Here is a 16307-nt window from a genome sequence, read left to right as displayed (position 1 = left end):
GATCCAAATCAATATTAATGAAAGATAAAATAAGACATCAGCCACCTAATTTTCTCTCCTTAAAAATTCGTTTTTTCATTGTCAGTCTTAAATACAATGTGTAAAAAGCAAATGCCGCAATAAACAGCATCACCACGACTGTGAGAATTCGCAGCATATTTTCCATGCCGCTTCGTTTGACTGTTTTGGTTTCTGCTCTATTGGATTGTTCTACTTGAATATGTCCATTCCCTGATGTTTTGATCTGCACATGTGATGTTTGGACCGTCTGTTTTGTTTTCTTTAAATCCAGCCATTCACTAGAAGGAATTGCATCCATCTGCGTCATCAGATTTTGCAGTCCATCTATTCCTGATTCCACATCATAGGACAGCCCGATTGCGGCTGATTGAAGATGCTGGATGGATTGAATCTTTTGCTCTGTTAAAATATTTGAACCTTCTTGGTCAGATGCTGGCTCTACTGATTGCTGAGGATATAAGGTCATGCCGTGAAGCATAGCGGGCTTCGTCACCAGCGGCGGAGCACCGGCTGTTTTCCACGTATGATCCGACAACTGTACCTGTCCAAACAGACTGGACATATGCCTAGATATCACTTCGTAGCCTTGTTGGGATATGGCATCACGCGGTACTTCGAATGCCAGTGGATATAGACCTTGCTGCGCAAGAAGGTCAATGCCCTTTGTGATTTTTTCTTCTGTATAGATGATTTCTTGCTGCTGATTCGATCTCGTATAAGCATGGAAGTCTTTTTCATTCGAAAAATGGCTTTCACTTTGCTTCTTCTCGGCTTTTTTTGGGTCATTTGATGTAATGGACTGATCATTCTTTGCATCCCAGAACTCAAAGTCCTGACCAGAATCCTCCGTTCGGTACGTACGGCTAAATCCATGAAGAATGATGCTGGCTCCATTGCTTTGCAATTGTTTTAACACTTTTACGAGCTGCGGGCGGTCACTCAGTGTCACTTCATCACCTGTTGTTCGATCCACCCATACAGGGGTTACCGCTAACAGAAACGGAATATGCCGAGTGGATACGTATTGTCCAAGCTCAAGCAGCTTCTTCTCGTCAGAGACAGGACTGATGTTCCCAAACCTTAAGTACTTTGTGGTCAGCTGATGAGAAGAAGACAGGCGTTTTTCCAGCACTTCTGCAAGCAGCTCGTTCTGCTGCACGACATTTAAAATTCCAATATAGTCGGCACCTTCCTTTGTTTGGATCACAAATGGAAGATCAGCTTCATGCTTCTTCAATAAAAATTCACTTTGCAAGTCGGCCCCTTGAACCGTTAACGCACTGATACTTTTCTCTAGCTGACGGTAAGATTGATCATCTGTATATTTGATTTGACTCGTGTGATCTTGTTTGTGAAAAGTAAGATTGGAGAATGGGCGAAGCTGTTCCGCATTGTATCCAATGGCTATTACCTTCTGTGCTTCATTCATCATACGAACGGTCTGCTTCGGTAAGGTTCTCTTTATTTCCCCTAGGTAGATGACTTGCTGAAATTCACTGATCTTCTTTTCAGCCAAATGTTCATCAGATACAATCGTCAGCTGTTTGGAAAAATGTCCGGCGAGTAGATCCAGCATATGCACTGCTGGTGTCGCTTCCCCCGATTCTGTCGAATAAACGATCAGGGTATCTGGCTTGGCAAGTGCGTCGGCTGAAGCCATGTATTTAAAAGAAAGAATCAAAAAAAGAGCAAGCAGCAAACAGCATTTCATCAAAGAATTAAAGTTCATTCATCATCATCTCTTTTTCTAGTTCTTCTAAAAATTGCTCTGGCGTACGATAATCCGAACTGCTTGTTAAATGACAGACATGAAAAGTCAGGGTGACTTCACGACCGTTTAACAGCACATGCTTTTGCAATTTATCTTTTAGCTTCTCAAGGACGACAGAGACATTCTCTTCTGGTGTGTGAGTAAGCAGCAAGCCTATTCTTTCTTCGGATAATCGAAATTTCTTATCCGTTTCTCTGACACTTTCGCGAATCTTGATACTTAATTGCTGAAATAGGTGCTGCATTTCTTTTTCTCCATATAACGATTTGAATTCCGCTGCATAATGGATATGAAGAAGGATAAAAACGAATGGCTGTTTGTAACGTTCTGCCCGTTTCATTTCCTCGGATAATTCCAGCTTCATCCGATCTGCATTGTCAAATCCAGTTGTCGAGTCAATCGCCACAAATTGTTTCATCGCCTGCTTTTGTTGTTCAATGGTGTGACGCATCGTCTTGATCCGCTCATGCAAGCTTCCTGCTGAAATCGCGAAAAAGAGAAGGGCTACGCCCCATACCACCACATCCTGCAATGTTCGATTGGAAAAGAAAGGATTTGTGTGACCAAGCTCTGTAAAGAACATAGTACTTCCAATAAAGAACAACATCAGCAAGGTAAAAATTAATGCTGGTAAGATGCCAAATAAAATCCCGCATCCTAACACGACAAAAGTCAGTGTGATCATCAAAAAGCTCTCTGCATCATGCAAGCCAAGGTAGCTCATAAACAAAATAAGACCTGCAAACGTGAGGAGCAGAGAATAATATAAACGATACGTATTACTGAATAACCGATTCATTAAAAAGCTCCCTTTCTGCAATGAGAGGCAATAAGTTGTCAAATGAGTGTGTGTCTTTTTCGTTCATGTATCCTCCATAATAATCCTTGAGAGGATCTTGAATTTGTAATTCTTTCATGCGGTCATAAACCTCTTTTGCGAATTCCGGTTCGTTTCGTTTAAGAGCATACAAGATGACCAGTGCATATACAGAAGGCGATTCATACGTCACCGATGGCTGCAATGTGCTCAGTTTATATCTACCGTACAGCTTTCCTTCTTTTTTAAAAGTCGTTTTCAGCCATTTCATGATCGCAGACGTACTCACCTTTGCACGATCGGCATGTAGAGCCGTATAGAGTTGATCAATCATATTGATTTCTCGATCAAATGAATAGGCTTTTTTCTTTATATCATAGGATTTAGGAAAGAATCCTTTTTTTCTCGGTGCTTGTTTTAGAATGGTCAATTGGTTACTCGTCATTTGTTTCGTGAATATTTTGAGGGATTCCAATTCTTTGATTGCTTTTGGGTCTAAATATGAGAGTGTGATTGTGTGTGAAGTTCGGTTTGTTGACGCATCATAATAATCGGACAAGATGCCTCTATACATATTCTTGTCTTTTAACGCTTGTGCGATTTCTTTTGCTGTGGTTTGATACGCTGCATTCTTCCATAAACGATCTGCCTTTTGAAGTGCCGCCACTACCCGTAAGTCATCAACTAGAGCATTGGCTTTACTTTTTTGATCAGATTCGATTTGCCAGCTGAGAAGGTGATCATCTAGTAAAAATTCATCTTGCAGGACACCAAATTGTTGGTCAAAAGAATTTTGATCTTTTTTTCGAACAAGATAATCCATCCAAAGTCCAAGCGACTCAGATAAGTAGATGTGCTGCTCTGCTAATGAAGTGCGAATCATGCCTTGATCTGTCATGAGGTGATGAGTGATAAAATATTCTCCAGGCAATACAGGCTGTGGAGATACTGGATCAGCTGATTCCTTCTGCTGTTCCCAGGTACATCCGCCTAATAAAAAAACAATGAGTAAAACAATAGCCGTGCGATGTATGGCTGTAACCATTCGTGTCCCCTTTCAACTCCCGTTCTCTTAGCATCCAACGATTTATTATAGAGTGTTTTTGTTAAAATTTAAATAAATATTTTATACCAAATTACGAGTCTTTTTGCATACATATTCCCATTTTCAGAAAAACCATATGCCGATATACTTGATTGCACAGAAAAACCCATGCATTTCAGCATGGGTTTATATACTACTATTGATCTAATTTTAATTTCTTTAATTGCTCAGCCAGTGCGTTATTGATTGGTTCTTCCACTTTCTTTTGTTTCTTCATATATTTTGACACATCGTGCTTACTGGCTTTCTTTTGATTGGATTGTGATTTGCGTTTTTCGAAAACAGACAGTTTTTCTCTATGGCCGCACACACAAGCAAAGATTTTGCCATCACCTTCTCCGCGCAGCTCGAGCTTTTTATGACAGTTCGGGCAGCGTGCGTTTGTTTTCTTCGCTACATTTTTACGGTGGCCGCATTCTCGGTCTTGGCACACGAGCATTGTGCCATGTTTTCCGTTCACTTTCAGCATAAGTTTTCCGCAGTCAGGACAATGGGTGCCAGTGACATTGTCATGCTTAAAGGTTTGATTCGTTTGTTTGATTTCAGATACGGCTTGTTTTGCATAGGACTTCATTTCACTCATGAATTGAGAAGCCTTCAGCTGTCCTTTTGCGATTTTAGAAAGCTTTTGTTCCCATTCCGCTGTTAACGCAGGAGACTTTAAGTCTTCAGGCACTAAGGAAAGCAGCTGTTTCCCTTTCGATGTGATGAAAATGTCTTTGCCCTTTTTCTCGATTAAGAAGCTGTTGAACAGTTTTTCAATGATATCGGCTCTTGTGGCCACTGTTCCTAGTCCGCCTGTTTCACCGAGGGTTTTCACTAAGTCCTTTTCCTGATTTTGCATAAATGCCGCTGGGTTCTCCATAGCAGATAGCAGAGTTGCTTCATTAAAACGGGCAGGAGGTTTCGTTTCTCCATTTGTTTCTTTCAGCTGGCGTACTTCAAGTGACTGCCCTTCTGAGAGCAGCGGCAGATGCTGATCTGCTTCGGCTGATTCCTCGTCTTCATAGGAATCATCATACACGGCTTTCCAGCCGGCTGATTGTACGGTTTTTCCTTTTGCCGTGAACGTTTCACTGCCTATCTTGGCAATCACCGTTGTTTCCTCGTATTCAAAAGGATTCATCAGTACAGCAAGGAATCGTTTGGCAATAAGATCATATAATTTACGCTCTTTATCACTTAGTGCACCAGGATACAGCTCTTCCTCGGTTGGAATGATCGCATGGTGATCTGACACTTTTGCATCGTTGACGAAGCCTTTGTGCGCTTTCACGCCTGATTGTAAAATGCGGTTCACATGCTGTGCGTACGGTCTGACGTTCATTCCTTTTAAACGATCTTTTAATGTAGGAACGATATCCGCTGAAATAAATCTTGAATCTGTACGCGGATATGTCACAAGCTTATGCTGCTCATACAATCGCTGAAGCGTAGACAAGGTTTCTTTTGCTGAGAAGCCGTAGCGTTTATGTGCATCACGCTGCAATTCAGTCAGGTCATACAGCCCTGGAGCAAAAGCTTTTTTCGCTGTTTTTTTCAATGCATCGATCACTGCTGGTTTTCCTTTGCAGCCTGCCAAACGCTCTTTTATGACATTCTCTTGGAATGTGCGGTTTTGCTTTGTTTTGGCATCCTGCCATGTCAACGTAAGCCCATCTACTTGTGCAGTCATTCCATAGAACGGCTTCGGCTGAAATTGCTGAATGTCTTCTTCTCGTTTGGCGATCATGGCAATCGTTGGTGTTTGTACCCGTCCGCAGGAAAGCTGTGCATTGAACTTGGTCGTCAGCGCTCTTGTTGCGTTGATCCCTACAATCCAGTCTGCCTCTGCACGTGCAACAGCCGAGCGATACAGATTATCATATTCTCTGCCATCTTTTAATCGTTTGAAGCCTTCTTGGATGGCTTTGTCCGTAACAGATGAGATCCATAGTCGTTTCAGTGGCTTTTTCACATGCGCTTTTTCAAGAATCCATCTTGCGACTAGCTCCCCTTCACGTCCAGCATCTGTTGCGATGACAATGTCTTTTACATCTTTTCTTGCAAGCTGCGCTTTCACTGCTTGAAATTGTTTGCCTGTCTTTTTCATGACGACAAGCTTGAGCGGCTCTGGAATGATCGGCAAATCCTCTAAACGCCAGGATTGAAATTCTTTTCCGTAGCCTTCTGGATCAGCCAGTGTGACCAAATGGCCAAGAGCCCACGTCACAATGTATTGATCTCCTTCTAAAAAACCATTTCCTTTTTTATGACACTTCAGTACACGTGCTAAGTCACGTCCTACTGAAGGTTTCTCTGCTAATACAACTGTTTTTGACACTAGATTTCACATCTCTTTCTTCTATCCATCCTTTTATTATAGCAGACGTGGAGATGCGGTTCTAATGACGGATTATTTCTTCAAGCGCTTGATGATTTCGTTGGTGATTTCTTGTGTTTGATAGGCTCCGCCGATGTCTGCTGTTAAAAAGCCGTCTGCTGTGACTGACTCGATGATTTCGAGGAGGTGTGTGCCCAGTTCTTCTTCTCCGAAATGATCAAGCATGAGTTTAGCCGTCCAAATTTGACCGATTGGGTTGGCAATCCCTTTTCCTGCAATGTCTGGGGCTGATCCGTGTACAGGCTCAAACATAGACGGATATTTGCCATTCACATTGATGTTGGCGGCAGGCGCCACGCCAATACTTCCCATAATGGCAGCTCCAAGATCAGTTAAAATATCACCAAATAAATTACTGGCGACAATCACATCAAATTTCTCAGGTCTTGTCACAAAGAAGGCTGAGAGTGCATCAATGTGCTGTGAGTCTGCTGTCACCTCTGGATAATTCTTTGCTACGTCTTGAAACACTTCATCCCAAAATGGCATTGTATGAACGATTCCATTCGATTTGGTTGCACTTGTCACATGCTTTCTTCTCTTTTTTGCTAATTGAAAGGCAAAACGCATGGCTCGCTCTGTCCCTTTTCTGGAGAAAACAGCATTTTGAATGGCAAGCTGATCTTCTCCTTGATAGATACGGCCCCCAATTTCACTATATTCACCTTCACCGTTTTCTCTTACAACAAGAAGATCGAAATCCTTTGGCTGAGCAAGCGGTGAGCGAATTCCGCTCAGCTGTTTTGCAGGTCTAACGTTGATCACCTGCTCAAATTCACGTCTAATTTTAATGAGCAATCCCCAAAGTGATACATGATCCGGCACTAAATTGGCATCTCCGACGGCCCCTAAGAAAATGCTGTCAAAGGCTTTTAGTTGTTCCAATCCATCCTTTGGCATCATTTCGCCATGCTCTAAATAATATTCACAGCTCCACGGAAAATCCTGAAAGGTGAAAGACAGACCGCCATGCACCTCTGATATCGCTTTCAAAACTCGGATGGCTTCAGGCACAACTTCCTTTCCAACTCCGTCTCCTGGTATCGCTGCAATTGAAACATGCTTCATTGATTTTTCCCCCTTTGTCATCGGTCGACCGTCGACCGTTTAATTTGAGTTTACTAAAGAGTGCCTGTTCTTACAATGGACAAAAGACGCTTTTTGATCAAAGCGCCTTTTTATCCTGCACCAGTATCGGGGACTTCTGTTTCTTTCTTCCCGCACCTTTTTTATCTGAAAGCAGCAAACCTCCTAAGGTCAGTACCGTTCCTAGTGCCGACATGAAGGTCAGACTCTCGTGAAGAACGATCATTGAAATGATCATCGTGATAATGGGCACTCCATAAATATACACACTTGATTTCACCACACCGATCGTCTTCACGGAAAAGCTCCATGTCAGAAAACAAATAGCTGATGCAAAGACGCCTAAAAACAGCAAGTGGAAGGCAAACGATGGATTCGTGAACCGCTCCCAGTCTAAACGAATCTTAAAATGCCAGATCAGCGGAATCATCCATAGCAGCCCGTAAAAGAAGACACGTCTTGTCACCTGAATAATATGGTAGCCATATTGATTGATCATTTTCGATAAAATGGAATAAAATGCCCAGACGATGGTAGCCATAAATGCTAAAGCATCACCGAGCGGATTCAATTGGAACGTCGTCATCCCATTAAAGCTAATCAGTACAATTCCTATCATCGCGATGAAAAAGCCTATAAAAAAGCGGCTGTGCAGCGGCTCATCTTTTAATAAAAAATAAGACAATAGAAAAGAGAAAAATGGGACAACGGAGCTGATGACACCTGCATTCGAAGCGAACGTATAGGTAAGTGCAACATTTTCCAAAAAATAGTATAAGACCACACCGCATAACCCTGCGAGCGCAAACATCCCTTCATGCTTTCTACGCTGTACCTTCATGGTGACTGGATAAATGATCATCAGGGTAAGGTACCCAAGGAAAAAACGAAAAAATAAAATCTCTGTTGGAGAAAAAGCCGTTAATAATATTTTGGTTGATATAAAGGTAGATCCCCATAAAAAAATGGTGAACATGGCTGCTAGATGACCAAGAAGCTGTTTATTTTTCATTTTGCTGTTACCTGCTTTTCAAAAATTTGCTGATACTGCCCTGGCGTAAGCCCAATAAATTCCGAAAAGAAATGAGTCAAATGACTTTGATCAGAAAATCCAGCGGCAGCAGCTACATCTATTGGCTTCATTCCTTGGGCGAGTAGTTCCTTCGCATAGTTCACCCTGATTGTCTGTAAATAACGATACGGCGTAATTCCTCTGAACTTTGTAAAAGCACGCAGCAATGAATATTTGTTCATGGACACGAGCTCACCTAAGTCATCTAACGATATATTTTCCGTGAGATGTGTTTCAATATATTGCTGTACGTCTTGGACTTTTTGTTCATTGGCATTGGCATTGGCTGCTGATGCTTTTTCCTCTGGTATATCAGAATAGGTTTCGATCAACTGCTTCATCAAAAAGTAAAAGGCTTCCTGTTTATTCAAAGCAGGAGCTTCTTCTGTGATCATTTGATGAAGATCATATAATTGCTTTGCTAGTTCACTTTGTGAAACCACAGGGGCTTTAAAATGCGGCTTGTGCTGAAAGATCTTCTCCAGCAACTCTGGTTCAATATTTAAGCTGCGATAATCTAGCGGCTTGTGATCAAATTGTTCACATCCGTGATTATCGTACGGATTGAAAAGAAGGATATCTCCTTTTCCAATGATGTATTCTTGATTTTGGCAGAACATACGTCTTTGACCGCCTTCAATAAATCCAATCACATAGTATGTATGAAAATGTTTTGGGAACTTTTTGATGATGGCATGAAAGCGATACGCCTCTATTTGCAAGTCCTGGTCAAAATGGACTGTTCGTTCCTCTAATGTTCTCATGTCGATCCCCTCTTTTCACTGAACTCATCATTAGTGTAGCACACCCTTTTTCTCTTGGATTGTACGATATTGACTTTTCGATGCAGGCTTGCCTAGAGGGAAAAACTTGGATAACATGAGACAAAAGATGATGTACAAAAGAGGGAATGATGGGATGAATTCATTCGAGATGGAAAGACCAACACCGTATCACATGCAATTTTATGAACAGCTGAAGCAAATGATTTTTGATGGCCAGTTTCAGCCAGGAGAGCGCATCAATGAAACACAGCTTGCCAAGCAATTTGGCGTAAGCCGTTCACCTGTAAGAGAGGCGATGAGGCTGTTAGAAAAAGACGAGCTTTTAATCGCGGATCATCGATCAGGCTATTCAGTCTATACGTTAACAGAAAAAGATGTCGAGGAGCTCTATCAAATTCGGGTGGCCTTAGAAACACTTGCTGTTGAGCTTGCCTGTAAGGAAGCCACGCAAAGAGAAATGGATGAAATTGAGCAGGTTCTCACGGAGGCGGACGAAGCGATCAAGCAGGAGCTGCCATCTAAAGAGATCGTCCAGTTACATGAATCCTTTCATCAAAAAATCATTTTGGCGAGTCACAATGACCGTTTATCCAAACAATTGAATCACGTGAATGCACTCATTCACTATTGCCGCATTTTCCATTTTAGCGGCGGAGCTCGTGCTGAAACCATTCAAAGAGAGCATGCAGCGATCTATTCTGAAATAAAAAAGCGCCGCTCCACAGAAGCGGTTCAAGCAATGACTGAGCATTTATTACATGATGTGATGCACTTAAAGCAAGTACTCTCTGAAACAAACAAACAGTAAAGGACTTTTCCCATTTTTTAAGCAATCCATGAACATATTTTGAATTTTTCGTAGATTTCAGCATGTCCAGACGATCTTTCGTTTATATTAGAAGATGAGAAACTAGCTTTTATACAGGAGGATTTGTATATGCATACAAGTATTAGCCGTCTGCGACAGGCGGGTTTTATTGAGGGTATGTCTCTTTTAACCCTTCTTTTAATTGCCATGCCTCTAAAATATTTTGCGGATATTCCGATGGCAGTCACCATTGTAGGCTCTCTTCACGGCGCATTGTTTGTCATCTATATGCTCATTTTGGCATATGTGACATTTAAAGTTCGCTGGCATTTGAAATGGTCCATCGCCGGTTTTTTTGCGGCATTCATTCCTTTCGGCAATTTCGCCTACGATAAGGTGCTCCGCCAATATGATACAAAAGCTTAATAGAAAAAGCGTTCCTTAAAGGAACGCTTCAGATTGTTGACAAAGGGCTAAAATGATTTTGATTTTAGCCCTTTGTCTTCTTTTCAGCGTGATAGAAAACCTTTGCAGTCTAGGAAGGACGGCTACCTTTGCGGAGCAAATTTGACATTCGTGAGCACCGAAGCGCAGACCTGACAACGAATGCGAGGGTTTGTCTACACGCTGAAGCGTTCCTAAAAGGAACGCTTTTTTATATTGATGCATATTTCACAATGGCTGCTTGACGCGTCATATCGTGATATGCCACCCATAATTCATCACCAGGCAAGACACTGGTGATTGGATCGATTGGCTGTTTCACTTCATACATCATGCCATTTCTCTCAACTTGAATGATTGCTAACGGCAGATTGCCGATGACGCCAGCAAATTCGACATTGGTCACTTTTGCACTTCCTTGTTTCTCTTGCATAAGGCTCATTTCTCTATCCAGCTCTTCTTTCTTTGTCTGGATCGTGATTTGAGTGCCCACTGCGACCTGCATATGATCAGGGATAAACTGGCTGACCGTTTTGGTAATGGACTGATCTCCGTTTGACACTGTCACATCCAGCTGAATAGGCTTTTGTTCATGGATGGCAATTGGATATTGCTTCACACGCTGGATGGTTCCAGTTAACGTCATATCTTTCCCCGATCGATTCCGAACTTCATAGCCATAGGCAGCCATTTTCAGCTGGCCATTGATGTCGACGAGATCGGCTTTTTCTCCTGTTCTAAATTCAAAACCAGCGGCTTGAATCATCGGAATGATATACGTTTTCTGATCTAATTCAAATGTGAGTGATAAGACGGTGCCCCGTCCTACGGTTCCATATGATTCTATATTTCTTAAAACAGCGCCTTTGATGAACTTTGGCTCACTTGGCTGCGAGAAGTCACCCTCTTTTAAAAGCATTGCCTTTTGCTTCTTCGGATCATAGTGAATGACAATAGACTGGCCTGGCTGTGGTATCTGGATGTAGGATACAACCGTTTTAACCGTCTTTTCTATACTTTGCCCTTCATATTCAAATTGAAGCCGCATGCTGACAACTGGCTGTTCGTTGATATAGGTGCCCGTTTCTTTCACGGACACAATATAGGCTTGTAATGTGACACTGTCCTTTATCTTGTTTCTTCTCACCAGTCTCAAAATCGGCGGCAGGAAGATCGCTAGTACAAATAATAACAGCGGGATCAAGATCCATATCGCCCAGTTAAGAATGAGCGGTCCGCCCTTCATTACATATTGCATAAAGGTATCAACAGACGTTTGGTGGGCTGGACTGGCGTTTTCAATTGAGATGACCTTTTGCAAAGGAAATTCCTTTAGCTCTTTGCTTTTCGTCTCAAATGCACCCGTTAATTGATTGTCAAATGAATAATAGAGCCAATCGCTCTTCACATTTTTATTGAAAGAGATCCCTTCTTTTTGTAAAGATTCATAAGACAATGATTGAAACAGCTTGCTAGCAGACACCGCCTTATTCGTGCGATGGTTATAAATATAACCCGTCAGCTTACCTTTTGCTTCATCCTTTGCTGTAGAGCCTGCAATCAGCACTTCTTCCTCATTAAGCTGGTACACATACGTTTGGTATATTGGCTTTGGCGTTGGAACGACTTCCCCAAGCCTTCCTTCTGCATTCACTTTCCTTGCCCTTTTTGGATAGTTAGATTCGACAGCAACTGCAAAGTTTTGTGATGTCCCGATTGTTTTCTCCAGCTGCTTCTCCACTTTATCGTCAATGAGGCTAAACGGTTCAGCGTTTTTGGAGACATAAACCCCAAGCTGATGCTTCTCGTTTGAAATGCCGCTGACATAAGCCTTTTGATCATTTTTCAAGGCTACTTCAAATATAGGAATCGGCGTCTGCCCTCTAAAGGAATTCATGACAACATCCATGGAGACAGGCCTTGCCGGCAACTTTAGCTCGTTCAGATTGTGCACATGAAACTGACCGTTCTTTAGCTCACCGATGACTGCAGCGGCACCGTCCATTTCTCCTGTAAATACGAGCCGTCCATTCCATTGGTATGTATTCGTTTTTAAAAATGAGGGAATCTGCAGGTTATTTTGAACGAGCTCTTTCTTTTCTCCGCTTGGTGTTAATTTCTCAATCATCAGCTGCCCGTCTTTATTCTTTAAAGCAAGCAAGAGATTGTTTCCTTGAATGGATGGCAGCATTTCATTAAACGAATCACTTTCTGTGGTCCATTCACTCATTCTTTTCCCTGATTGAGGATCAACCATTGCAAAATGGAGCTGCTGGTCTTTTGATACAGCACTCACCACTCGTTTGCCTTCATCAAATGTGAACATTCCTTTGACGTTATTCTCTGTTACTTTCCCTGCTGACAAATCATCTTGGTAATGGTTCCACACCAAGAAACTAAGAATGATTGCTGGAATAAAGAAGACAATATATCTGAGGAAGATGACTGGTATTCTTTTCACTTGATCGCTTCCTTTCATGAGGTTCCTTTCACTTATACGTCAGTACAGCGAAAATGTTTCACGCTAGAAGAATACCATCAAAGCCTTTGAAATCCATATTTTACAAACTTTGTTGTTTACGATAAAATCCAATCAGATTCAAAAAAGGAGTTCTCTCATTGGATAAGCTATCATCAATCATTCTAGCGGCGTGGCTGCGTGTCCCTCGCTGGCTCAAGCAATGGGTACTCGTATCCATTTCCATTTTCTTTTTTTATATGTGTTTTGTAAAGGGGCTGACTAGCTGGCACACCTTGCCGCCTAGCACTTTGCTCTCATGTGTGATTGGTTCTTTCATCATTTGGCTGATGTGGCTTAAGGGTCAAAAAAATAAGTGAAAAGAGGAAAAAGATGAAAAAATTAATTCTATATTTTGCGATCTCTTTTGTTCTGCAATTCGTTTGGTTTGGTCTTGTTCACCCAAATCGAGGCGTGACACTGCTGGATATGTTCATGTTTTCTATCTTGTTTGCAGTGATGTTCTTTTTTATTGAACGGATTTGGCAGTATCAGAAGAAAGGGCAAAGAAAATGATCATGAAGCCCGCTTTATTCACTCTGATCATCTGTGCATTCATCGGTCTGCTGCTAGTATCGAACCCTTTTGGAGCGGACGCTATGCGATTGGTTTGTATCTTCATCTTCCCTTTTCTTGGGCTCGTTGGTTTTGGGGTCCTCTTGTTTGACCAAATGAAAAAGGCTGCCAAATAGATGGCAGCCTGTTGCTTACTCTTTTCATGCAAATAAATAATCAATGTTTAATCTCCGTTACGGAGTGTATGAATTAAGATTCGATCATATCAGTGTGTCATATGTGTTCCGAGTGAACCTACGTTTGAAAGTAAACGCCATGGAAGTTCTGGATAACAAGACAACGAAAGCCCTACCTCTCATTCGTCCTTACGGCTCCGAAGCCGCGCCAGTGTGAATTGTAAATCAAAACGTCTTTTTTCCATTCTTCCGCTTATATAGGGGGGCGGGTGCAGAAGGAAAAGAATAAGTTTGTTCGCTTTGACAGCGTCTCGTTCTTATCAAGTAGAAGCTCTATTGCTTCTCATTATGTTATAGAAAAAAGAAAGTTTACTTTCTTTATTTATTTGCTTATTTCAACACTTAATATCAAACTATAACACATTCCCCCTGCTTACGCAAGTGTTAAAGTGATAATTCTGCTGGTGTACGGCTTCCTTCATTCATATAACGAATGGAGGTTGGGTCAATCTTCAGAATCACTAGATTCGGGTCATCTTTTCCTTTAAACCATTTCTCCATCTCATCAGACCAAAGGCGGTCGATCAATTCCGGATCATCGGTTAATGTTGCGGTGCCTGCAATTTCTGCATAAGTATCACCGAATCCTTCGCCTGAATATCCAATGAGAATATGCACATTCGGATTTTTTTCAATTTCATCTGCTTTATGTGTTTCTTTACTCGTTGGTGTATATAACGTTAGACCTTCATGGAAAAACGTCATGTAGCGAGTATGCGGCTTATCCTGTTCAACAGTCGCCAATGTTCCGACCTTTTGTTCATCTAATAGGTTTAATACCTTTTGTTTTAATTCTTCTTGATACATATCGTTTCACTCCTTCAAAATTTCATCCGTATTCGTAGGTTTCCACGACAGCCCATTCATTAAACAAAGAAATGTGTTTTTCATAAAAAGATACTTTCTGGCTGATGCTATAGAAAACAGGTTCAATGAAGGGAGAAGTTGAACATGCATCATGAAACGTTGTTCCATTTGAGTTCACTTGTCATTGCTGCAGTTGTTGTGGGCATTATCGTATGGTCTGTCACATCTGTGCAGAAAAATCGCAAGAAATACTAAAAACACCGCCCAATCAAAGCTGGGCGGTGCCGCGTAGATCATGTATTCATAAAAGAACCGCCATTGACGTGAAGTGTCTGTCCTGTCATATAAGACGATTCGTCAGAAGCCAGCAGCACAAAGCAGCCGACATGCTCAACAGGCTGTCCTGGTCTTCCCATCGGGGTTTCTGCCCCGAAGCTTTCCACGCTGTCTTCATCAAATGTAGATGGAATGAGCGGCGTCCAAATTGGACCTGGCGCTACACCGTTTACCCGAATCCCATCTTTCACAAGCGATTGTGCCATAGAACGCGTAAAGCCGTTAATGGCTCCTTTTGTCGCCGTATAATCAATTAGCACTGGGTTACCTCTATATGGGTTAATTGATGTTGTGTTAATAATGGAGCTTCCCGGTTTTAAATAATCCAGTGCCTTTTTCGTAAAATAGAAATAGGAATAGAAGTTGGTTCTAAAGGTTTGGTGAAGCTGTTCACTTGAAATATCTTGAATACGTTCTTGCGGATGCTGTTCAGCCGCATTATTTACTAAAATATCTAATTGCCCGAAGGCTTCAACTGTTTTTTCTACTGCTTTCTCGCAAAAGGCTTCGTCACCGACATCTCCTGCAATCGTTAAGCATTTGACGCCTTCCTGTTCTACACGTTTTTGCGTATCTTCTGCATCCTCATGTTCATTTAAATACACAATGGCGACATGTGCTCCTTCTTTTGCATAGGCAACAGATACTGCCCGTCCGATTCCACTATCTCCGCCTGTAACCAGTGCCACTTTTCCTTTTAGCTTGCCAGAACCTTGATATGATTCATCCTCAAAGATCGGCGCTGGATTCATTTCTCTTTCACTGCCTGGCTGCTGATCCTGCGTTTGGCGCGGAATGCCATTTGTTAAATATTCACGTAAATCCATGTGTAAGCTCCTCCTTGATTTGTTGATGTATCCTTTCATTACCACCTCATTTTTCCACTCAAACATCATGAAGCTGTACAGATGTGTTCCGAAAATCAGCATGTTTGAAGAGAAGAAAAATCGGTTACATGATCATCAAAAAGGAGCGTTCGCACATGCTGTCTACCCTTTCAAAAACCTTTAGCAGACCAAAAGGCTGGCTCGGAAGCATCGCTGGATTCATTATGGCAAATGAAAATAAAGCATTGAATCAGTGGGCCATCCGCCACTTAGATCTGACTGATGGTGAAAACATTTTGGAGATTGGCTATGGACCCGGCTACAGCATCAAACATATGCTCAAGCATTATCAAGATCTTCACATTGATGGGCTGGATGCTTCTTCAACCATGCAGGAGCAAGCACAGTCCCGCGTCAGCAAACGAGCAAAAAACAAACAGGTCCGATTGTATGTCGGAAAAATCGAGAAAACACGCCTTCCCGGAGAGCAGTATGACAAAGTGCTGTCTGTTAACAATTTTACAATTTGGGATGATCCAAAGACGGGCTTACTCAATCTTTACCACACCTTGAAACCAGGCGGAACACTCGTTATTGTCATGCAGCCAAGAGAAAAAGGAGCTGACGCCAACCGGACAAAAGAGATGGGTGAAAGCATATTAAATGACATGCAGTTTGCAGGGTTTGACCCATTTTCTATTGAGTATGAAGAAATTCGTCCTACCCTTGCTGTCTGTGTCACAGCAAAAAAGCCGAGAAGCGACTAAGCTCTCGG

15 protein-coding genes are annotated in these 16307 nt (G+C 42.0%); 5 read left to right on the top strand and 10 right to left on the bottom strand.

Annotation, left to right across the window (positions count from 1 at the left end):
* Positions 1-37 precede the first annotated feature (37 nt).
* The 7 genes from AMR95_RS01415 to AMR95_RS01385 form a co-directional block, all read right to left on the bottom strand.
* Complete coding sequence (locus AMR95_RS01415; RefSeq protein ID WP_058837360.1) at positions 38-1750, bottom strand: DUF2334 domain-containing protein; 1713 nt, start codon at positions 1748-1750, stop codon at positions 38-40.
* Complete coding sequence (locus AMR95_RS01410) at positions 1740-2591, bottom strand: GGDEF domain-containing protein (RefSeq protein WP_058837359.1); 852 nt, start codon at positions 2589-2591, stop codon at positions 1740-1742. Before AMR95_RS01410 ends, AMR95_RS01415 begins: the two co-directional genes overlap by 11 nt.
* Positions 2572-3654: a glycosyl hydrolase family 8 gene (locus AMR95_RS01405; protein WP_058837358.1), complete on the bottom strand. Its 1083-nt coding sequence runs from the start codon at positions 3652-3654 to the stop codon at positions 2572-2574. Before AMR95_RS01405 ends, AMR95_RS01410 begins: the two co-directional genes overlap by 20 nt.
* 196 nt (positions 3655-3850) lie before the next feature.
* Complete coding sequence (locus tag AMR95_RS01400; RefSeq protein WP_039176652.1) at positions 3851-6037, bottom strand: DNA topoisomerase III; 2187 nt, start codon at positions 6035-6037, stop codon at positions 3851-3853.
* Positions 6038-6109: 72 nt separating this feature from the next.
* A complete protein-coding gene (locus tag AMR95_RS01395; protein WP_058837357.1) occupies positions 6110-7165 on the bottom strand; it encodes a tartrate dehydrogenase in 1056 nt (351 codons plus the stop codon).
* 97 nt (positions 7166-7262) lie between these two features.
* Entirely contained in the window at positions 7263-8195 is a 933-nt protein-coding gene (locus AMR95_RS01390) for a DMT family transporter (RefSeq protein WP_058837356.1), read from the bottom strand.
* A complete protein-coding gene (locus tag AMR95_RS01385; protein ID WP_058837355.1) occupies positions 8192-9019 on the bottom strand; it encodes an AraC family ligand binding domain-containing protein in 828 nt (275 codons plus the stop codon). Before AMR95_RS01385 ends, AMR95_RS01390 begins: the two co-directional genes overlap by 4 nt.
* Before the next feature lie 154 nt (positions 9020-9173).
* Here AMR95_RS01385 and AMR95_RS01380 point away from each other — a divergent pair, with 154 nt between their 5' ends.
* Positions 9174-9848: a GntR family transcriptional regulator gene (locus tag AMR95_RS01380; protein ID WP_039182989.1), complete on the top strand. Its 675-nt coding sequence runs from the start codon at positions 9174-9176 to the stop codon at positions 9846-9848.
* A gap of 129 nt (positions 9849-9977) precedes the next feature.
* Positions 9978-10274, top strand: coding sequence for a DUF3817 domain-containing protein (locus AMR95_RS01375; RefSeq protein WP_008347156.1), 297 nt, complete (start codon positions 9978-9980; stop codon positions 10272-10274).
* Between the two features lie 229 nt (positions 10275-10503).
* On the opposite strand, the gene AMR95_RS01370 is transcribed toward AMR95_RS01375, so the two are convergent.
* The gene (locus AMR95_RS01370) at positions 10504-12753 is read right to left on the bottom strand and encodes a hypothetical protein (RefSeq protein WP_231746858.1); all 2250 of its coding nucleotides are present in this window, start codon (positions 12751-12753) and stop codon (positions 10504-10506) included.
* A 158-nt stretch (positions 12754-12911) separates the two neighbouring features.
* Here AMR95_RS01370 and AMR95_RS01365 point away from each other — a divergent pair, with 158 nt between their 5' ends.
* Both AMR95_RS01365 and AMR95_RS01360 read left to right on the top strand, forming a co-directional pair.
* Positions 12912-13130, top strand: coding sequence for a hypothetical protein (locus tag AMR95_RS01365; protein WP_058837353.1), 219 nt, complete (start codon positions 12912-12914; stop codon positions 13128-13130).
* Positions 13131-13143: 13 nt separating this feature from the next.
* Entirely contained in the window at positions 13144-13326 is a 183-nt protein-coding gene (locus AMR95_RS01360; protein WP_058837352.1) for a hypothetical protein, read from the top strand.
* A gap of 620 nt (positions 13327-13946) precedes the next feature.
* On the opposite strand, the gene AMR95_RS01350 is transcribed toward AMR95_RS01360, so the two are convergent.
* Both AMR95_RS01350 and AMR95_RS01345 read right to left on the bottom strand, forming a co-directional pair.
* Positions 13947-14369 (bottom strand): pyridoxamine 5'-phosphate oxidase family protein, encoded by a 423-nt coding sequence (locus AMR95_RS01350; RefSeq protein ID WP_058837350.1) that lies wholly within the window; start codon positions 14367-14369, stop codon positions 13947-13949.
* Positions 14370-14662: 293 nt separating this feature from the next.
* A complete protein-coding gene (locus tag AMR95_RS01345) occupies positions 14663-15532 on the bottom strand; it encodes an SDR family oxidoreductase (RefSeq protein ID WP_058837349.1) in 870 nt (289 codons plus the stop codon).
* Positions 15533-15687: 155 nt separating this feature from the next.
* Between AMR95_RS01345 and AMR95_RS01340 the strand changes: the two genes are divergently transcribed.
* Positions 15688-16299 (top strand): class I SAM-dependent methyltransferase, encoded by a 612-nt coding sequence (locus AMR95_RS01340; protein ID WP_058837348.1) that lies wholly within the window; start codon positions 15688-15690, stop codon positions 16297-16299.
* Positions 16300-16307 lie beyond the last annotated feature (8 nt).

The sequence above is a fragment of the Bacillus sp. G1(2015b) genome (assembly GCF_001482475.1).
Lineage (GTDB): Bacteria > Bacillota > Bacilli > Bacillales > Bacillaceae > Bacillus > Bacillus safensis.
This window is presented reverse-complemented; position numbering and strand designations above follow the sequence as displayed.